The 17,285-nt window shown below is 51.3% G+C and carries 23 protein-coding genes; 5 read left to right on the plus strand and 18 right to left on the minus strand.

Annotated elements, in window-relative coordinates; genetic code table 11:
• Window positions 1-60: 60 nt before the first annotated feature.
• From OGY71_RS22670 to OGY71_RS22700, 6 genes are all read right to left on the minus strand, one after another.
• Window positions 61-984 carry a DMT family transporter gene (locus tag OGY71_RS22670; protein ID WP_008786017.1) on the minus strand — a complete coding sequence of 308 codons (924 nt, stop codon included), beginning with the start codon at window positions 982-984 and terminating at the stop codon, window positions 61-63.
• A 142-nt stretch (window positions 985-1,126) separates the two neighbouring features.
• A complete protein-coding gene (gene rplI, locus OGY71_RS22675; RefSeq protein ID WP_003025676.1) occupies window positions 1,127-1,576 on the minus strand; it encodes a 50S ribosomal protein L9 in 450 nt (149 codons plus the stop codon).
• A gap of 41 nt (window positions 1,577-1,617) precedes the next feature.
• Window positions 1,618-1,845 carry a 30S ribosomal protein S18 gene (rpsR, locus tag OGY71_RS22680; RefSeq protein ID WP_000135199.1) on the minus strand — a complete coding sequence of 76 codons (228 nt, stop codon included), beginning with the start codon at window positions 1,843-1,845 and terminating at the stop codon, window positions 1,618-1,620.
• A gap of 4 nt (window positions 1,846-1,849) precedes the next feature.
• Window positions 1,850-2,164: a primosomal replication protein N gene (priB, locus tag OGY71_RS22685; RefSeq protein WP_003025674.1), complete on the minus strand. Its 315-nt coding sequence runs from the start codon at window positions 2,162-2,164 to the stop codon at window positions 1,850-1,852.
• Between the two features lie 6 nt (window positions 2,165-2,170).
• Window positions 2,171-2,566 (minus strand): 30S ribosomal protein S6, encoded by a 396-nt coding sequence (gene rpsF / locus OGY71_RS22690; RefSeq protein WP_003025672.1) that lies wholly within the window; start codon window positions 2,564-2,566, stop codon window positions 2,171-2,173.
• Window positions 2,567-2,724: 158 nt separating this feature from the next.
• Window positions 2,725-3,489 (minus strand): TSUP family transporter, encoded by a 765-nt coding sequence (locus tag OGY71_RS22700; RefSeq protein WP_003830447.1) that lies wholly within the window; start codon window positions 3,487-3,489, stop codon window positions 2,725-2,727.
• A gap of 299 nt (window positions 3,490-3,788) precedes the next feature.
• On the opposite strand from OGY71_RS22700, the gene yjfY reads away from it, so the two are divergent.
• Window positions 3,789-4,064 carry a DUF1471 family protein YjfY gene (gene yjfY, locus OGY71_RS22705; RefSeq protein ID WP_003025668.1) on the plus strand — a complete coding sequence of 92 codons (276 nt, stop codon included), beginning with the start codon at window positions 3,789-3,791 and terminating at the stop codon, window positions 4,062-4,064.
• Between the two features lie 131 nt (window positions 4,065-4,195).
• Here yjfY and OGY71_RS22710 read toward each other — a convergent pair whose 3' ends face one another.
• From OGY71_RS22710 to ulaA, 6 genes are read right to left on the minus strand one after another with little or no spacing between them, the layout of a single operon-like run.
• The gene (locus OGY71_RS22710; RefSeq protein WP_063941652.1) at window positions 4,196-4,882 is read right to left on the minus strand and encodes an L-ribulose-5-phosphate 4-epimerase; all 687 of its coding nucleotides are present in this window, start codon (window positions 4,880-4,882) and stop codon (window positions 4,196-4,198) included.
• Window positions 4,882-5,736 carry an L-ribulose-5-phosphate 3-epimerase gene (locus OGY71_RS22715; protein ID WP_003830452.1) on the minus strand — a complete coding sequence of 285 codons (855 nt, stop codon included), beginning with the start codon at window positions 5,734-5,736 and terminating at the stop codon, window positions 4,882-4,884. The genes OGY71_RS22710 and OGY71_RS22715 overlap by 1 nt, the downstream gene beginning before the upstream one ends.
• 9 nt (window positions 5,737-5,745) lie before the next feature.
• Window positions 5,746-6,396 (minus strand): 3-keto-L-gulonate-6-phosphate decarboxylase UlaD, encoded by a 651-nt coding sequence (gene ulaD, locus OGY71_RS22720; RefSeq protein WP_003025660.1) that lies wholly within the window; start codon window positions 6,394-6,396, stop codon window positions 5,746-5,748.
• Between the two features lie 12 nt (window positions 6,397-6,408).
• Window positions 6,409-6,876, minus strand: a complete 468-nt coding sequence (gene ulaC, locus OGY71_RS22725) for a PTS ascorbate transporter subunit IIA (RefSeq protein WP_003830454.1) — start codon at window positions 6,874-6,876, stop codon at window positions 6,409-6,411.
• A 10-nt stretch (window positions 6,877-6,886) separates the two neighbouring features.
• Entirely contained in the window at window positions 6,887-7,192 is a 306-nt protein-coding gene (gene ulaB / locus OGY71_RS22730; protein WP_003025655.1) for a PTS ascorbate transporter subunit IIB, read from the minus strand.
• A 15-nt stretch (window positions 7,193-7,207) separates the two neighbouring features.
• A complete protein-coding gene (gene ulaA, locus OGY71_RS22735) occupies window positions 7,208-8,605 on the minus strand; it encodes a PTS ascorbate transporter subunit IIC (RefSeq protein ID WP_003830456.1) in 1,398 nt (465 codons plus the stop codon).
• A 367-nt stretch (window positions 8,606-8,972) separates the two neighbouring features.
• Here ulaA and ulaG point away from each other — a divergent pair, with 367 nt between their 5' ends.
• Both ulaG and ulaR read left to right on the plus strand, forming a co-directional pair.
• Window positions 8,973-10,037 (plus strand): L-ascorbate 6-phosphate lactonase, encoded by a 1,065-nt coding sequence (gene ulaG, locus OGY71_RS22740; RefSeq protein ID WP_003025649.1) that lies wholly within the window; start codon window positions 8,973-8,975, stop codon window positions 10,035-10,037.
• A 106-nt stretch (window positions 10,038-10,143) separates the two neighbouring features.
• The gene (gene ulaR / locus OGY71_RS22745; RefSeq protein WP_003025646.1) at window positions 10,144-10,899 is read left to right on the plus strand and encodes an HTH-type transcriptional regulator UlaR; all 756 of its coding nucleotides are present in this window, start codon (window positions 10,144-10,146) and stop codon (window positions 10,897-10,899) included.
• Here ulaR and yjfP read toward each other — a convergent pair.
• Window positions 10,896-11,645: an esterase gene (gene yjfP / locus OGY71_RS22750; protein ID WP_286613746.1), complete on the minus strand. Its 750-nt coding sequence runs from the start codon at window positions 11,643-11,645 to the stop codon at window positions 10,896-10,898. The genes ulaR and yjfP overlap by 4 nt on opposite strands.
• 181 nt (window positions 11,646-11,826) lie before the next feature.
• Between yjfP and bsmA the strand changes: the two genes are divergently transcribed.
• Complete coding sequence (gene bsmA, locus OGY71_RS22755; protein ID WP_057066585.1) at window positions 11,827-12,156, plus strand: biofilm peroxide resistance protein BsmA; 330 nt, start codon at window positions 11,827-11,829, stop codon at window positions 12,154-12,156.
• Window positions 12,157-12,303: 147 nt separating this feature from the next.
• On the plus strand, window positions 12,304-12,579 hold the full coding sequence (gene yjfN / locus OGY71_RS22760) for a DUF1471 family protease activator YjfN (protein ID WP_003830465.1): 276 nt from the start codon (window positions 12,304-12,306) through the stop codon (window positions 12,577-12,579).
• Between the two features lie 86 nt (window positions 12,580-12,665).
• Here the strand turns inward: yjfN and OGY71_RS22765 are convergent, their stop codons facing one another.
• The 5 genes from OGY71_RS22765 to OGY71_RS22785 form a co-directional block, all read right to left on the minus strand.
• Window positions 12,666-14,288 carry an isovaleryl-CoA dehydrogenase gene (locus OGY71_RS22765; RefSeq protein WP_149335660.1) on the minus strand — a complete coding sequence of 541 codons (1,623 nt, stop codon included), beginning with the start codon at window positions 14,286-14,288 and terminating at the stop codon, window positions 12,666-12,668.
• Window positions 14,289-14,372: 84 nt separating this feature from the next.
• The gene (locus OGY71_RS22770; protein ID WP_003830470.1) at window positions 14,373-15,539 is read right to left on the minus strand and encodes a glutathionylspermidine synthase family protein; all 1,167 of its coding nucleotides are present in this window, start codon (window positions 15,537-15,539) and stop codon (window positions 14,373-14,375) included.
• Between the two features lie 2 nt (window positions 15,540-15,541).
• The gene (locus OGY71_RS22775; protein WP_003830472.1) at window positions 15,542-16,177 is read right to left on the minus strand and encodes a DUF1190 domain-containing protein; all 636 of its coding nucleotides are present in this window, start codon (window positions 16,175-16,177) and stop codon (window positions 15,542-15,544) included.
• Window positions 16,178-16,186: 9 nt separating this feature from the next.
• Window positions 16,187-16,585 carry a DUF350 domain-containing protein gene (locus OGY71_RS22780; protein WP_003830474.1) on the minus strand — a complete coding sequence of 133 codons (399 nt, stop codon included), beginning with the start codon at window positions 16,583-16,585 and terminating at the stop codon, window positions 16,187-16,189.
• 19 nt (window positions 16,586-16,604) lie between these two features.
• On the minus strand, window positions 16,605-17,264 hold the full coding sequence (locus OGY71_RS22785; protein WP_218667667.1) for a YjfK family protein: 660 nt from the start codon (window positions 17,262-17,264) through the stop codon (window positions 16,605-16,607).
• Between the last annotated feature and the right edge of the window lie 21 nt (window positions 17,265-17,285).

The raw sequence follows: 17,285 nt of genomic DNA on the forward strand, positions 1-17,285 counted from the left end.
TGTGACCCCGCGATTCCAGGCCTGATAAGCGATAGCGCCATCAGGCATCAAGGTGAAACGTCAGCGTTTCACCTTGTTCACCCACCAGATCCCCGAACACACCAGCACCAGCGCTACCGCATATTTCCATTCGAGAATGTTTTCACCGAGGAATATTGCCGACAGTACTGCTCCCGAAACCGGGATCAGGAAGTTAAACGGCGCAATCATCCCCACGCGATTATGCTTGAGCAGAATACTCCACAAGGCGAAAGCGACCGAAGAGAGTAACGTCAGGTAGCCGAGAATCGCCACCGAAGATGCACCGTGTACGGTTAGCGTGCCGCCAAAAGCGTAGCCGCCGATAACCAACGCCAGGCCGCCACCGCCCAACTGGTACCCTGTCATTACCGTCGGGTCCACCGTCTGAGAAATACGTTTTCCATATAGCGTGGCAGCAGAGAGAATAAAAGCTGCCATCACTACTGAGCCGTCACCTAACAGGCTGAAGCTAAAATCCATTCCGCTGCTAAAGTTCACCACCATTACGCCGGTAAAGCCGAGAATACAGCCCAGCGCTTTGTTGTAACTCAGTTTGTCGTTATGGTAGATAAAATGGGCCAGCAGCACGCTGAAGAAGGTCCCGGTCGCATTCATGATGGACCCTTTCACTCCCGTCGTGAACGCCAGGCCAATGTAGAAAAAGATGTATTGCAGCGAGGTTTGCGTTAGCCCCAACAGCGTGAGTTGGCCGTACTGACGCGGACTTAACCGGCCAATCGGTTTACGCTGCGCTACCGCCAGCAGTAGCAGCAATAATCCCGCAAACAGAAAGCGATATCCGGCAAAGACAATCTTTGAGGGAATGTCATCCGTGGCAATCTGGAAGATCTCATATCCGCTTTTGATCGCCGGATAGGCACTCCCCCACAGCAGGCAGCAGAACGCCGCGCTCAGGTAGACAACATTTTTACGTGCAAACAGAGGTTGGTGCGTTGGTTCCATTCCATCACCACTTTGAAATAATGTTTTATTTTTGTGATTATCCCGAAAAGGATAAAGAATAGCCAGAGAGAAAAGCGGGGGAACAGAAAAGCAAAACGCCGGCACAGGGCCGGCGCTTTTACGCGGTCATCAGAATAAAAACTTATTCTGCAACTACGTTTACAGTCAGCTTAGCAAACACTTCGCTGTGAACCTGGAAGCTCACTTCGTGCTCGCCAGTGGTACGCAGAACGCCGTTCGGCAGACGAACTTCGCTCTTAGCTACTTCAACGCCAGCTGCAGTTACAGCGTCAGCGATGTCGCGAGTACCGATGGAACCGAACAGTTTACCTTCGTCGCCAGCTTTAGACGCGATGGTTACGGTTTCCAGTGCGTTGATTTTCTCAGCACGAGCTTCAGCAGCGGACAGAACGTCAGCCAATTTAGCTTCCAGCTCAGCGCGACGCGCTTCGAAAAATTCAACGTTTTTCTTGGTAGCAGGAACAGCTTTACCCTGTGGTACCAGGAAGTTACGAGCATAGCCCGCTTTAACGTTAACCTGATCACCCAGGCTACCCAGGTTTGCTACTTTATCAAGCAGAATAACTTGCATTACCTTATCCTCTCAAAGTCGTATTAATGGACCGTGACCGATTACTGATGACGATCAGTGTACGGCAGCAGGGACAGGTAGCGAGCGCGTTTGATAGCGCGAGCCAGCTGACGCTGGTATTTTGCACGGGTACCGGTGATACGGCTTGGGACAATCTTACCGCTTTCGGTGATGTAGTTTTTCAGCGTAGCGATATCTTTATAGTCGATCTCTTGAACGCCTTCCGCGGTGAAACGGCAGAACTTGCGACGACGGAAATAACGTGCCATATGGCTAGTCTCCAGAATCTATCAATTCAATCTGCTCGGCATGCAGAACCATTTTGCTCAGGCCGTTCTTTGCTTTGTGGCAAGAGATGAACCCCTGAACGGTCACTGCGCTACCGACCGTTATACTGTGAGTAATGGCCTGGTTTTCGTGTCCGCTAATAATAACGGGCATTTGGCACCACGCCTGCCGGTGAAACCCGGCTTCCTCCTGCACAGAACGATGCTCAAGCACGAACTGGCAATGAGGAATTCCTGATGGACTGACCTTTCGAAGGGGGGCCCTGCACACAGTGCCGGACAACGCCAGACGGTTGGTCATCAGAAATTACTCTTCAGAATCCCCAGCTTCAGCATCATCTGCGGTTTCGTTAGCGAAATCATCGCGACGTTCACGACGCTCGTCTTTCGCTTTAACCATCGGAGATGCTTCGGTAACAGCGTGTTTAGTACGCATAACCATGCTGCGGATAACGGCATCGTTGAAGCGGAAGGTAGTTTCCAGCTCATCGATCACTTCCTGCGGCGCTTCAACGTTCATCAGAACGTAGTGAGCTTTGTGCAGTTTGTTGATCGGGTAAGCCAGCTGACGGCGGCCCCAGTCTTCCAGACGGTGGATCGTGCCTTCTGCACCAGTGATGGCAGCAGTGTAGCGTTCGATCATACCCGGAACCTGTTCGCTCTGGTCAGGATGGACCATAAAAACGATTTCGTAATGACGCATCGAATTGCTCCTTACGGATTATTCAGCCTCCTGTCTGGGTCAGCCGAGGCCCATGGAGGCAAGGAACGTGTTAAAGGTCGGCTGAAAAATGACGCGTCATAATACTGGGGTCAGCAGGTAAACTCAAGGTGCTTGTACGATTATTTATCATGTCGCTATTAATACATATCCAGCAGCATTTTGATGCTGATGCAAATGGAGACAATGACAATCATGGGTCGGATGACTTTCTTACCGCGCGTCAGTACGACTGTCGCACCAAGACGTGCGCCAAGGGATTGCCCTGCAAACATCACCAGCCCAAGCGACCAGATCATTTTACCGCCGAAAATGAAGAACAAAATCGAGGCGATGTTCGACGCCAGGTTAATAAAATTCGAGTGGATTTGCGCTTTATCAATACTGTATCCCCACAGCAGGATATAGCTGAGGGTATAAAAGGAACCTGCCCCAGCACCGAGAAAGCCATCATAAAAACCAATACATCCCCCACCGATCAACGAGAAGAGAAACAGGGATACCTGCTGCTTTCTTTTCGGTTCGCTAAGGTTTGGCGCAAAAATAAAGTAAATGGCGACTGCGATAATCAGGATTGGGAGCAGTTTCTTCAGCAGTTCCGGTTCAATGAACTGGATAAGCGTCGTTCCCAGCGCAGAACCGATAAAGGCAGATAAAAACACATACTTGTGCTCCTGCACGTTGATATGTCCCCGGCGTAAAAAGTAAATTCCAGAGGTCAGAGAGCTACCCAGAGCCTGAATTTTATTGGTTGCCAGCGCATTAGCCGGGGGTAAACCAGAAATTAAGAGTGCGCCAATAGAGAGAAATCCACCACCGCCCGACACCACGTTAATAAAGCCAGCCACCAGCGCGACCATAAACATAACCACGAAATAGCTGAAATCCATGAATGAAGTATCCATAAGTTTTTGCCTTATTATCATAAAGTTATATTAATTATCCGGCTCACTATAAACGGCGTACTCAACCGATTAAATTGACTATTTGGTAAGAGCTTATGCGCGAAAGGCAGGTATTTTTTCACCGCAGCGGTATACACCAGCAGACTGTTAATTAAAGAAAAGATGGCTATGCGGTAATTTTTTGAACAACTGCATCAGAAATGGTCGCTATCGACTGCGCTGGTAGCGGTTAAAATTACATCAGAAGTTAATCACTCACAGGAGAGAGGCAACCAGAGACCGCAGTCGAGGAGGTACATATGCGAGCCCGTGTTTTGACCCTTCTGGCTGTGCTTTTGCTCAGTGCAAATGCAACGGCAGCCATCAAAATTGATAACCATCAGGCCAGGAACATGGATGATGTGCAGAGCTTAGGCGTCATTTACATAAATCATAACTTCGCCACTGAAAGTGAAGCCACTCAGGCCCTGAATGAAGAGACCGATGCGCAAGGCGCAACCTACTACCACGTGATCCTCACCAGGGAACCCGGTAGTAACGGAAATATGCACGCCAGTGCAGATATTTATCGTTAACACCAGAAATAACCAACGAGAACATTGCCACAGTTTGACTTGCCCCCTTCACTGGGGGCTTTTTTTGCAAAACAATCCCGAAGCCAGACCGATCTCATCCCCATGAAGAGTTGGCTCCGGAACGTTTATTCCTACTTCTGCCCGTAATAGGCATTTGGGCCGTGCTTACGCATGAAGTGCTTATTCATCAGATAACTGTCGATGGGGCTGAGCGCCGGATTAATACCGCGCGCAATCCATGCCATTTTTGCCACTTCTTCCATCACCACCGCGTTATGTACCGCGTCGTGAGCATCTTTGCCCCAGGCAAACGGGCCATGCTGGTACACCACTACGCCTGGCGTATGCAAAGGTTCCACCTCCCCCAGCGTTTCAACAATCACCCTGCCGGTATTTAGCTCATACTCATCCTGAACTTCCGCTTCAGTTAACGCCCGGGTGCAGGGAATATCACCAAAGAAGTAGTCCGCATGCGTCGTACCGAGCGCGGGTATTGCCAGACCTGCCTGCGCCCATGCCGTCGCGTGGGTTGAGTGAGTATGCACCACGCCGCCAAGAGAGGAATAGCGACGATACAGCGCCAGATGGGTGGCGGTATCGGAAGAAGGACGATAGCGTCCTTCCACCACGTTGCCGTGCAGATCCACAACTACCATGTCGTCCACTGTCATTGTATGGTAGTCGACGCCGCTGGGCTTAATCACCACCAGCCCGCGTTCGCGGTCGATGGCGCTGACATTACCCCAGGTAAACGTCACCAGCCCGTAGCGCGGCAGATCCATATTGGCCTCAAAAACCTGCTGTTTGAGTTTTTGCATTATACCGCCTCCACCAGACCGGCGCTGGCCATACGCGCTTTCACCCAGTCGCGCGCCTTCACCACTTCACGTGCCGGGTCGTCCGACGTTTCACTCCACATCTCAATCAGGTATGGCCCGCAATACCCACTCTGTTTGAGCGTCGCAAAACAACGTTCGAAATCGACAACCCCTTCACCAAACGGCACATTTTTGAATACGCCGGGTTTGGTATCCTTCACGTGTACGGCAACGATATGGCCCATTCCCGCCTGCAGCTCCATCTGCACATCGTTGTCCCACGCCGACAAATTGCCGATATCGGGATACAGCTGGAACCACGGATTGTTGAGATAGTGAGCGTATCCCAGCGCCTTACTGATCGAATTCATCAGTGGATAATCCATGATTTCCATCGCCAGCGTCACCTGTGCACGGCTCGCCATCTCTACGCTTTCTTTCAGCCCATCGCGAAACCGACGACGCGTTTCGTTATTGGCCTGCTGGTAATAAACGTCGTAACCCGCCAGTTGAATAACGCGAATACCGATATCCTGCGCAAACTGAATGGCTTTACGCATGATCTCCAGCCCCTGTTCGCGTACCGCATCATCTTCACTACCAAGCGGGAAACGACGATGAGCGCTCAGGCACATGGACGGTACCCGTATCCCTGTCTCAGCGATTGCGGCCACCAGCGCCAATCGCTGCTCGCGGTTCCAGTCAAGACGCGCCAGGCGAGCGTCGGTTTCATCAACCGACATTTCGACAAAGTCAAAGCCCAGTTCCTTCGCCAGCTGCAAACGCTCCAGCCAGCACTCCCCGCCGGGGAGTGCCTTTTCATAAATACCGAGCGGGACCTGTTTCGACAACATAGTCGCTCCTTATCCCCACAGCTGGGCGATAGAACGTTTGAACTGACGGGCCGCTTCCACCGGAGAGGCGGCATCGCGAATGCTGCGACCGGCAATAAATACGTGAATCGGAATTCCCTGAAACAGCGGCAGATCTTCCAGCGCCAGACCGCCGGTGACGGTGACTTTAAAGCCCATCTCGGACAGGCGTTTGATCGCGCTGATATCCGCTTCTCCCCACGCCACGCCCGCCGCCTGCGCATCACGGCTGCGGTGATACACAACTTGCCCAATCCCTGCGTCACGCCATTCCTGGGCCTGCTCCCAGGTCCAGTAACCGGTCAGTTCAATCTGCACGTCGCCGTTAAATTCTTTCGCTACCTCCAGTGCCCCCTTGGTGGTGTTGATATCCGCACAGCAGATGACGGTGACCCAGTCAGCGTTGGCTTCGAAACACATGCGGGAGAGGATTTTTCCCGCATCGGCAATTTTGGCGTCCGCCAGCACAATTTTATGCGGGTAAAGCGCCTTCAGATCGCGAACGGCGCGCACACCCTCTGCCACGCAAAGAATAGTTCCCACCTCAATGATATCGACCTCTTCGGCAATCAGACGCGTCGTTTCATACGCAGAAGACATTGATTGGTTATCCAGCGCAACCTGCAACATAGGTAATGACATTTTGGTATCCTTTTAAACAGCCGCCGCAGTGGCGTTATCAATTAAATCCAACACTTCCTGCGCGGTGCGACAGGCGCGTAAACGGTCGAAATTGGCTTCGTCATCAAAGAGATTCACGATCTGCATGATGCCCACTTCCTGATGTGTGTTGGCGTCAACTGCCGCCATCGTTATCAGAATATCGACCGGGTCGTTATCTTCGTGGTTAAACACCAGCGGTGATTTCAGCGTCACCAGCGCAAAACCGGTTTTCTTGACCCCTTCCTCCGGACGGCCGTGCGGCATTGCCAGGCCAGGCGCAATCACAAAGTACGGGCCAAACTGCTCAACGCCATCAAGGATGGCCTGGTAGTAGCGTGGTTCAACCACATCGGCCTTAACCAACAGATCCACACCAAGCTTTACCGCTTCCTGCCAGGTACTGGCCTCGGCTTGCAAAAGGATGGAATTATTGTCTGTTAGCGAGTCACGTAATTTCATATGCCGCCCCTTACTTCACGTCCTGCGGGAAATGCGCTTTGATCACTTCCAGCAGTTTTGGCCCAAAATCGGCAGGAGACAGCATGTTGCGTACGCCAACGACATATTTATTGCCAGAAACGGTAATCTCACCGGCGATATGCGTAGAGGCGATGATGATATCCGCGCCGCTCAGTTCACTTTTGTATTCACCCACAGCGCAGCTGTTTACCGTATGGTCAATATTTGACTGGGTTAAAAACTGGTCCACCTTCATTTTCATGATCATGGAACTGCCCTGCCCATTGCCACACACAGCCAGAATACGTACGGTCATAATCGGAACTCCTTATTAAGCAGAGTGTTCTGCCAGTTGTTTTTCTGCGTCTTCCTCAGCGCGCAACGTGCGTCCTGCGAAAAACATATAAGCCAGTGCAATCAGAATAATGACGGCCATAAACACGATGCCGATGGAGGCAAAGCCTTGCATCATCGGCGGTGCCAGAATTGACCAGTCCGCCATGCCCATCCAGGCGCTCATACCGGTGAGTTTCACCGCCCAAACGCAGCCGAAGATTTCGATCATCCCCATCACCAGGCAAATCTTGAGCGCCGCGCGCCAGCCGCCAAAGTGGTTAGCAAATACGCCGATGGTGGCGTTCGAGAAGAACATCGGGATAAAGCCTGGGATAATCAGGATGGAAGAGCCGCAGGCAACCAGAATACCTACCGCAATCAGTTGGCCGATGGTGCCCCACATAAAGCCCCAGACCACCGCGTTGGGGGCAAAGCTGTAAATGGCTGCGCAGTCGATAGCCAACACCGCGCCGGGGATCAGACGTTGAGAGATACCGTTGAACGCTTCTGAAAGTTCAGCAACGAACATACGTACGCCCTGGGTGATGATGAAGATAGCGACAGCAAACGAAAAACCGGTTTGCAGGATATACACCGTCCAGTGGGTTTTACCCGCCATCGCCTGAACCACATCAATGCCGAAAGAGAGCAGGATCGCCCCGAAAAAGATGGTCATCACAATCGCGGTGGAAACGATGTTGTCATGGAAGATATTCAGCCAGCCTGGCAGCTTGAGATCTTCTACGCTCTCCTCTTTCTTACCCAGATACGGCGCGACTTTGTAAGCAATCCAGGAGGCGAACTGCTGCTGGTGACCGATGGAAAAACCGCAACCGTCAGTTACTTCCTGCGTCGGTTTGTACATCATATTGGAGGTAATGCCCCAGTAGAGCGACACCAGCACCGCGGTACAGATGATGGTGGTCCACATCGGGTAACCAAAGATGTAGAAAGAGACAGCAATCAGCCCCGCCTGCTGGAACATGATGTGCCCAGTCAGCATGATGGTTCGAATGCCGGTAATACGCCGTAGCAGTACGTAACAAATGTTCAGCGCCAGCGCTAACAGTACGGCGTACCCTACCCAACTGTATGCATCGCCCATTCGTTCGATGGTTGCCATCATGGAGGCATAGGTATCGGAGATCGCGCCATTGATACCGTAAACCTCAGACATCTTCGCCACCACCGGTTTAAACGTGCTGGTCAGAATGCCCGACCCTGCCTGCAATAACATAAAACCGATAATCGTTTTGATCGTGCCTTTGATAATGACGCTGACACTTTTACGCAACAGGATGTAGCCGAGGCAGGTCACAATACCCAACAGCAACGGTGCATTGGTCATGACCTGATTAAAAAAGACGGTAAAGATGTTGTAGAGGATCTCCATAACGATCTCCAGTAGACGAAGTTGCTGAACATTCATTACAGATGCCCAGGATGTTGTGCCCTCACTCTAATTTTCAAAAGTAATCACAACAAGATTGAATTTGATTAAATGTGATGAAGTACGCAAATAATTCTCTTACTTGCAGAGTGGATTTACTTCAAATTCACACTCGTCAAAATAAATTCATTTAAAACAATAAAATACAAAAATACATTTCATATAAACCATCTTGTCACGTTGTAATTTGTTCGCATTTTCCCATTCAACACCAAAAATCAGCGCATTGCCTTCTTGAGAAAATGATGTCAGTATCAATCAAAACAAATCATAATTTGATTCAACTTGAACAAACATGAAGGTAATTGCGATGAGTAAAGTAAAAAGCATCACGCGTGAATCATGGATTCTGAGCACATTCCCGGAGTGGGGAAGCTGGCTCAATGAAGAGATCGAGCAGGAACAGGTCGCACCTGGCACTTTCGCTATGTGGTGGCTTGGCTGTACCGGTATTTGGCTAAAGTCTGAAGGCGGAACTAACGTCTGCGTCGATTTCTGGTGCGGTACGGGTAAACAGAGTCACGGTAACCCGCTGATGAAAACCGGTCACCAGATGCAACGCATGGCGGGCGTGAAGAAGCTGCAGCCAAACCTGCGCACCACGCCGTTTGTTCTTGATCCGTTTGCCATTCGTCAGATCGATGCGGTGCTGGCCACGCACGATCATAACGATCACATCGACGTAAATGTTGCGGCAGCCGTCATGCAGAACTGTGCCGACGACGTGCCGTTTATTGGACCGCAGACTTGTGTGGATCTGTGGATCGGTTGGGGTGTACCAAAAGAGCGCTGCATCGTGGTAAAACCTGGCGATGTGGTGAAAGTGAAAGATATTGAAATTCATGCGCTTGATGCGTTTGATCGTACGGCATTGATCACGCTTCCTGCCGATCAAAAAGCGGCAGGCGTGCTGCCGGATGGTATGGATGCCCGCGCCGTAAACTATCTGTTCAAAACGCCGGGCGGTACGCTTTATCACAGCGGTGATTCACACTACTCCAACTACTATGCAAAGCATGGCAATGAGCACCAGATCGACGTCGCGCTCGGATCCTACGGCGAGAACCCACGGGGTATTACGGACAAAATGACCAGTTCCGACATGCTGCGTATGGCGGAGGCCCTGAATACAAAAGTGGTGATCCCTTTCCATCACGATATCTGGTCAAACTTCCAGGCAGATCCTCAGGAGATCCGCGTACTGTGGGAGATGAAAAAGGATCGGCTGAAGTATGGCTTTAAGCCTTTTATCTGGCAGGTGGGTGGCAAGTTCACCTGGCCGCTGGACAAAGATAACTTTGAATATCACTATCCGCGCGGCTTTGACGACTGCTTCACGATTGAACCGGATTTACCGTTTAAATCGTTCTTGTGATCCACACAAAATGCCGGGCCATCCCGGCATTTTTTCCCATTTACTTTAGTATTTCCAGGCTATTTCAAATATCATCTTTTCAAATCAATTTGTATCGGAATAGCTCATGACTGAAGCACAAAGACATCAAATATTGCTGGATATGCTGGCGCAGTTGGGCTTTGTTACCGTTGAGAACGTGATTGAGCGTCTGGGGATTTCACCCGCCACAGCACGCCGGGACATCAACAAACTCGATGAAAGCGGCAAACTCAAGAAAGTCCGCAACGGCGCAGAAGCTATTACCCAGCAGCGACCGCGCTGGACGCCAATGAATCTGCACCAGGCACAGAACCACGATGAAAAAGTTCGCATTGCCAAGGCGGCATCCCAGCTTGTGAATGCAGGTGAAAGCGTGGTGATCAACTGCGGATCGACCGCCTTTCTGCTGGGTCGCGAAATGTGCGGCAAGCCGGTGCAGATCATCACTAATTATCTGCCGCTGGCGAACTATCTGATCGACCAGGAGCATGACAGCGTGATCATCATGGGAGGGCAATATAACAAAAGCCAATCCATCACGCTTAGCCCGCAAGGCAGTGAAAATAGCCTGTATGCCGGGCACTGGATGTTCACCAGTGGCAAAGGGTTGACCGCGGACGGACTGTATAAAACGGATATGCTGACCGCGATGGCCGAGCAGAAGATGCTTAACGTGGTGGGCAAACTGGTGGTACTGGTCGATAGCAGTAAAGTCGGTGAACGTGCGGGAATGCTGTTCAGTCGCGCCGACCAAATCGACATGCTGATTACTGGCAAAAATGCAAACCCTGAGATTCTGCAACAGCTTGAAGCTCAGGGCGTGAGCATTATGCGCGTTTAAAGGTGCTGGCGGAAAAACGTCACTGTTGCGGCCAACGCTTCTGGCGTGATGCGATGTCGTACGCCCGCTTCCCACAGGCAGGTCAGATTGTTGTCCAAACCTGCCTGAATCAGCGCTTGCTGTAAGCGGAAGGTTTCAACAGCCGGCACCACATCATCATCCTGTCCATGCCACAGCAGCAACGGCCTGTCAGCGAGGCGTGGTAACTGATGCGTAACATCCCATTCGGCAAGCGGGGCGATAACGGCATCAAATTCCGCCTGCTGCTCTGGGGTCTGAACCTGTAAAGGGGGAAAAAGCGTCTGCGCAAGCCGGGTAAAATAGCCTGAACCCATCAGGCTGGCTACACATTTAACCTCAGGATGGCGCGCCATTATGCCCAATGCTGTCATTCCCCCCATCGACGCCCCACCGACGGCAAGCCGCTCATCTGAAAGCCAATTTTCCGCCTCCAGCGCCGCACGTAACGTCGTAAACTCCTGCATATTTTGCTGCAAAATATGCCAGAAGCGGCGCATTCGCACCCTGGCATCGCTTTTGAAGCGAGCGCCATGGTCGGGCGCATCTGGCATGACGACACGGAACCCGGCCTGAGCCAGCGCAACGGCAAAATAGCTGTAAACCAGGCTTGAAGAGGTAAACCCGTGATAGAAGATAACGCAAGGGAGTGAACATTCGCGTTTGCCAGCCGGAACGGCGTGCAGGACAGGTATACCCGCCAACTGTCGTGTTTCAATTTCGATCATTTGTCGCCTCTTTCTTTCTGGTATGCCATGCAGCAATACTTAACGCAAGCGAATGTGTTCGGCAATGATTCATAATGTTGAGAACTGGGTTACGCTTTCGCAACATTTTCATTCGAAAATCGCGTGAGAGATAACAATTCGGGAACATTCCCCTAAAGGGAAATTAATAAGGCACTACACTATGGCTATCAGGAAACGAGATAGAGTTATGCGTCGGTTTGCCTCTTTGTTGTTGGTTATGTTTTTAAGCGCCTGTAGCGTGCTACAGGGAACGCCACAACCCGCACCGCCCGTTGCCGACCACCCGCAGGAGATCCGCCGTGACCAGAGTAATGGGTTACAGCGATTAGGGACGGTTAGCGCGCTGGTAAGAGGCTCTCCGGATGATGCGCTGGCAGAGATCCGTGCCAAAGCCGCCGCGGCTAAAGCTGATTACTACGTGGTTTTATTAGTGGATGAAACTATCGTGACAGGCCAATGGTATTCACAGGCTATTTTGTATCGTAAATAACATTGGGTTGAAATTTAGTCAGCTTTACATTGCTTTGCGCCCCTATGCGTTTACCTGTGCACAATAAACCAACAGCAGGAAGCTTGAGGTTTATTATCGCGATGGAATGCCCTGCCGTGTGTAGGGGTACGAATAATGGAGCTGACGATGAAACAATCACTTGCCTTATCCTCACTGCTGCTTTCTGCCGGACTGGTAGGTACTACGGCGCAGTCTGCCGAATTCGCCAGTGCTGACTGTGTTACTGGCCTGAACGAAATTGGCCAGATATCTGTCAGTAACATTGCAGGAAATCCGCAGGATGTAGAACGTGTTGTCGCGTTAAAAGCGGATGAACAAGGTGCCTCATGGTATCGGATCATTCAAATGTACGAAGATCAGCAGCCCGACAACTGGCGCGTACAGGCCATACTCTATGCTTAACACATTGCCGGATGGCGTAAACTTATCTGAGCTACAGTGAACTGTAGACATGATAAGACGCGAAAGCGTCGCCATCAGGCATATTATTACCGTAATCCCCCAGTTGCCCGCAGAAGCAAATCGTTCAGCACCTGCTCAGACAATCGTAGTCCCCCCCGCGTATCAAGCATAATTTGGCACCAGGCCTGCGCCACTGGTGGAGAGGCATAGCGCAACATCTGCGCTCCGCAACCAAGCAGGAAAAGCTGCTGCGTAATCTCCCGCCCCAATGCCTCGCTGGGTTTACGTAAACGCTGCTGGAGCTGACGCACCATTCGATCGTAATGTCGGTCTTGCCCTTTGACTTCCGCAAAGGCTTCACTGAGCATCTCGTATATGCCGGGTTGTTTGGTTAGTACCCGCAATACATCAAGGCACATAATGTTGCCAGAGCCTTCCCAGATACTGTTTACCGGCATTTCACGATACAAACGCGGCAGCTCGCTCTCCTCGCAATAGCCAATCCCACCCAGCACTTCCATCGCTTCTGCCACAAATGGCATACCGCTTTTGCAAACGGAGAATTTCGCCGCTGGCGTGAACAACCTGGCCCACAGCGCTTCTTTAGCATCAGCACGACGGTCCCAGGCCCGCGCCAGTCGAAACAGTAACGCCGTTTGACCTTCCAGTTGGAGCGCCATCCGACCTAACACTTGGCGCATCATCGGTTGTTCAATCAATGGCTTGCCAAAAACTTGCCGCTGGTGAGCATGGTAAATCGCGACGGAAAAAGCACGTCGCATCATACCGTGACTGCCGAGCGCACAGTCAAAACGCGTCATCCCCCCCATTTTCAGGATATGGCGTATACCTTCCCCTTCTTCACCCAATAGCCAGCCAATCGCATCGTGGAATTCTACCTCGCAGCTGGCGTTGGAGCGGTTGCCTAACTTATCTTTCAATCGCTCAAGACGGATAGCATTACGCTGCCCGTCAGGTAAAAATCGCGGCACAAAAAAGCAGGATAATCCTCCCTTAGCCTGGGCCAGCACTAAATGGGCATCGCTTTGCGGCACGGAGAAAAACCACTTATGTCCCACCAGCCGATACGAGCCGTCAGCAAGACGTTCTGCCTGAGTGGTATTGCTCAGCACATCTGAACCACCCTGCTTCTCGGTCATGCCCATGCCGATAAGCAGCCCACGCTTTTGCCCTCCGGGCAGTAAATGCGAGTCATAACGGTCGCTTAGCAGCGGCGTAAGCCAGTCGTGAAAGGGGGCGGGTAACATTTGAAGTAACAGCGGCGTGGCGGCAAAAGTCATGGTCACCGGACACAACGTGCCAGCTTCAACCTGCGCATGCAGCATGAAACGCGCCGCCCGTGCAACAAATGTTCCCTGCCTCGCATCTTCTTCCCAGGCCAGATTATGTACGCGGTTGGCGCACAATCCCTGCATCAGCAAATGCCAGGCAGGATGAAAACGCACATCATCCAGCCGCTGCCCCTGCGGGTCGTAGCGCAACAGTTCAGGTGGAAAAGCATTGGCCAGACGACCCAGTTCGAGCGACTCGGCAGTCCCTAGCTGCTGACCAATACTGGCGAGAAGATCGCTGTCCCAACCAGCGCCTTCGCGGATAACCGCTTCGCACAGCGCGCCATCGGACAAATATAAGTTACTGTTATTGAGCGGTACAGGTTGGTTAAAAACGGTATGCGTTTGCCAGTGCATTGTGTCTCCCTCCTTCAATGGCCGTCGCTTTAAGTATGGTCAGAACCACATTATTCGCGACGGAGGGAGATCACAAAAGTACGGTTAGCCAGCAATATAATGAGGAATAAAACGAGAAGTATCTTTAGTGATCAAAGTATTATCCTCGCGGATCCCCATACCACAGGCTTCATCATCCACAATCCAGCTGCCAATCAAAGTGTAGCTGTCGCCAAAGCGCGGTAATGGCTGAAATGCCTGATAGATCATCGGTTCTTCGGCGTAATCACCCTCGGCATGCTCAACGACCTGCTGCTGACCATCAAAAATGGTGACATTTCCCCCTTCACGGGAAAATATCGGTTTGCGTACATAGCTTTCACCAGCTGCAATTTGTGGTGTTTCACCGTCAAACCAGGCGGGCAGCAGGTTGGGATGGTTGGGAAAAAATCGCCACAGCAATGGCATCAGCCCTTTATTGCTGAGTACGCTCTTCCATAACGGCTCAACCCACTGTTCGCGGCGATGGCGCAGTAAGGGGCCATTTTCATCTCGCATCATCCACTCCAGGGGATAGAGCTTAAAGGCGCGACGAATGACGTTATCATCCAGGTCCGTGAGAACACCGCCAACGCCAAGCCCCAGATCTTCGACGTAAATAAACCGTGACTCTTGCCCAGCCTGCTGCGCGCAATCCTGTAAATACAGCACCGTGGTACGATCTTCGTCAGTATCTTCGCAGCAGCAAAAATAGAAGGGCTCCGGGCTATAAAGCTCAGCAAAACGGGAGATTAGCCGCTCCTGAATGGCGTTGTACTGGTCGGCGTCGCGTGTGATCACCCCGCTGCGACGCGCATCTTCCAGCCATAGCCACTGGAAATACGCTGACTCATAAAGCGACGTTGGTGTATCCGCGTTGTACTCCAGCAGCTTGACCGGGGCGTTATTTCCGCACCAGACAAAATCCATGCGGCCGTACAGGGAGGGATCGCGATTGCGCCAGCTTTCGGCAATAACGTCCCAATACAGCGGCGGGATCGCCAGTTGCTGCATAATCTGTTCGTCGTTAACTGCTCGTTCGACGACATCCAGACACATCTGGTGCAGTTCCGCAGTGGGTTTTTCGATCTGCTCTTCCACTTGCCGGAGCGTAAAGCGGTATGCCCGGCTCTCATCCCAGTAAATCTCGTTATCGATAATATGAAAATCAAAGCCGTGATCGTAGGCGATCCGGTCCAAATCCTGACGAACAGGGACATCATGTCGCAGCATCGTTAACCTCCCCAGTGCCCACGCGCGCTGGACGAACGCCCGTAGCCGCCGCGTGAAACCGTCGAGACTTTCTTCGTCGTATAACTATGGCTGGTTGCAGTATCATGTTTTCCACTACCGGAACGCCAACTGTAATCCCCGGAAGTTGTACGCCAGACCGGGCGCGAAGCATAGGAAGAACCGCCGCTGCTATAAACATATTGTTCGTCGCGATTTTTGCGAATGACGCGGCTGAGTAAAAAACCGGAGAATATCGGCACCCAGCTTTGATCGATGCTGTCGAGATAACAGTCGCCAAACTGTGTCTGACAGCTCTGCTTGCTCATTTGCTTTGGCAGGTTAGAGTAGAACTCTGCTTTCGCATTGTTCCAGCCATCGGCACAAACGGTGGCGCTATTGCCATCGTCAATACATTCACTCACCGCGGAGTAAAAGGTACCATCACCATCGTTATTGCCGTCATCAGCACATCCTTTGAGGACAAAAAACGCCGCTCCGCCCATAATGGCCAGCGTCAGGTATTTTCCACTGTAACGGCTGCGTTTTCTTGCAAAGGGGTTCGCCGGACGCCCAATTCGCGTGATGGCAGAATGCCCTTGCCCCCTGTTTTTGTTTCCGGATTTACGTTTTCTTGCCATGATCGTCCATTACCATGTCATGCAGGCGGCGTTAAAAATACCCCCCGCCAGGGCGGCGGTCCCCATAAATAATCCCGCTGCAGTATTATGATTAATAATTTTTTCACTCAGTGCCGGCATGTATAAACGCACACCGCCGTAAATGACGAGTTGTATCACCAGCGCGATGCCGCCCCAGGCGAAATAATCCGGAATGCTGACGGCGTTAATTGCCGCGCTGGATAACGGAATAACGTAGCCCAGCAACGTGCCGCTAAAGGCCAGTGACGCTGCTGTATTATTATTTTTAATCAGTTGCCATTCATTGTGCGGCGTAATTTTTGAGTATATAAACAGAAAAACGATCACCATGGCTGCGCCAATAAAAAAATAGGCGCAAAAAGCCAGCAATGAATCCAGTATGTGCATTGTGTAACCTTCCCTGAAATTAACCAATTACATTAAGTGATGTTAATGGAATATCTACACCCAGCGCCCGCGAGAATACCCATTCAGGCTCTCCCAGCTCATTAAACGATTCTTCACCGTTCAACAGCAGGTATTCCCAGGTATCATCTGTAACCTGTCGCTGATAGCCCATGGTAAAATTATGTACATTCCATATGGCATGCTGATGATTTTCTACTTTTTCCAGCATATAAACCGGCTCAATATTCCCCGGTTCTTCCTCGTTAAAAAAGCGTTGCCAGCGCTCTTCCTGCCAGCTCAGCGTCGGCGTCCCTATTACGGACGGGCTAATGGCAGACTGCCAGTGTTTTTTCTGCGAAATCCCGTAACTTTCCGCATAAACAAAGAATTTGATATCGTCGATATCATCGATGTCTGAGCCGCCCGTGGTATTGATTTGCAGAAACTCTTCTCCGGACGTGTAGTAGCGAAAAATCTGGCTTCCGCCGCCTAAATCAATGTGGCTGGCGGCTGCAACGGTGTACTCCTCACCAGGCAATTCGATCAATAGTGACCCTTCAAGCAGACGAAATGCCAGCGTGTTAAGCGTAAAACCAGCATTCAGATGTAACCCTAACGGCCCGCGAGCTGGCGCAACAGCAGCCTCTTTACCGAATAATCGCTGGAAAAAACTCATCATAATTTTCCCTTAATGATCTGC

This window comes from Citrobacter sp. Cpo109, assembly GCF_030332565.1.
In the GTDB taxonomy this organism is placed as follows: Bacteria; Pseudomonadota; Gammaproteobacteria; order Enterobacterales; family Enterobacteriaceae; genus Citrobacter; species Citrobacter portucalensis.

Coding starts and splice junctions, on each gene's coding strand:
- ulaA (WP_003830456.1), bottom strand. CDS start 8,605: ATGGAGATCCTCTACAACATCTTTACCGTCTTTTTTAATCAGGTCATG.
- ulaG (WP_003025649.1), top strand. CDS start 8,973: ATGAGTAAAGTAAAAAGCATCACGCGTGAATCATGGATTCTGAGCACA.
- OGY71_RS22775 (WP_003830472.1), bottom strand. CDS start 16,177: ATGGCAAGAAAACGTAAATCCGGAAACAAAAACAGGGGGCAAGGGCAT.
- ulaB (WP_003025655.1), bottom strand. CDS start 7,192: ATGACCGTACGTATTCTGGCTGTGTGTGGCAATGGGCAGGGCAGTTCC.
- OGY71_RS22785 (WP_218667667.1), bottom strand. CDS start 17,264: ATGATGAGTTTTTTCCAGCGATTATTCGGTAAAGAGGCTGCTGTTGCG.
- rpsR (WP_000135199.1), bottom strand. CDS start 1,845: ATGGCACGTTATTTCCGTCGTCGCAAGTTCTGCCGTTTCACCGCGGAA.
- rplI (WP_003025676.1), bottom strand. CDS start 1,576: ATGCAAGTTATTCTGCTTGATAAAGTAGCAAACCTGGGTAGCCTGGGT.
- OGY71_RS22780 (WP_003830474.1), bottom strand. CDS start 16,585: ATGCACATACTGGATTCATTGCTGGCTTTTTGCGCCTATTTTTTTATT.
- OGY71_RS22700 (WP_003830447.1), bottom strand. CDS start 3,489: ATGGATACTTCATTCATGGATTTCAGCTATTTCGTGGTTATGTTTATG.
- OGY71_RS22715 (WP_003830452.1), bottom strand. CDS start 5,736: ATGTTGTCGAAACAGGTCCCGCTCGGTATTTATGAAAAGGCACTCCCC.
- rpsF (WP_003025672.1), bottom strand. CDS start 2,566: ATGCGTCATTACGAAATCGTTTTTATGGTCCATCCTGACCAGAGCGAA.
- OGY71_RS22710 (WP_063941652.1), bottom strand. CDS start 4,882: ATGCAAAAACTCAAACAGCAGGTTTTTGAGGCCAATATGGATCTGCCG.
- priB (WP_003025674.1), bottom strand. CDS start 2,164: ATGACCAACCGTCTGGCGTTGTCCGGCACTGTGTGCAGGGCCCCCCTT.
- OGY71_RS22770 (WP_003830470.1), bottom strand. CDS start 15,539: ATGCTGCGACATGATGTCCCTGTTCGTCAGGATTTGGACCGGATCGCC.
- OGY71_RS22765 (WP_149335660.1), bottom strand. CDS start 14,288: ATGCACTGGCAAACGCATACCGTTTTTAACCAACCTGTACCGCTCAAT.
- yjfN (WP_003830465.1), top strand. CDS start 12,304: ATGAAACAATCACTTGCCTTATCCTCACTGCTGCTTTCTGCCGGACTG.
- bsmA (WP_057066585.1), top strand. CDS start 11,827: ATGGCTATCAGGAAACGAGATAGAGTTATGCGTCGGTTTGCCTCTTTG.
- yjfP (WP_286613746.1), bottom strand. CDS start 11,645: ATGATCGAAATTGAAACACGACAGTTGGCGGGTATACCTGTCCTGCAC.
- yjfY (WP_003025668.1), top strand. CDS start 3,789: ATGCGAGCCCGTGTTTTGACCCTTCTGGCTGTGCTTTTGCTCAGTGCA.
- ulaD (WP_003025660.1), bottom strand. CDS start 6,396: ATGTCATTACCTATGTTGCAGGTTGCGCTGGATAACCAATCAATGTCT.
- ulaC (WP_003830454.1), bottom strand. CDS start 6,876: ATGAAATTACGTGACTCGCTAACAGACAATAATTCCATCCTTTTGCAA.
- OGY71_RS22670 (WP_008786017.1), bottom strand. CDS start 984: ATGGAACCAACGCACCAACCTCTGTTTGCACGTAAAAATGTTGTCTAC.
- ulaR (WP_003025646.1), top strand. CDS start 10,144: ATGACTGAAGCACAAAGACATCAAATATTGCTGGATATGCTGGCGCAG.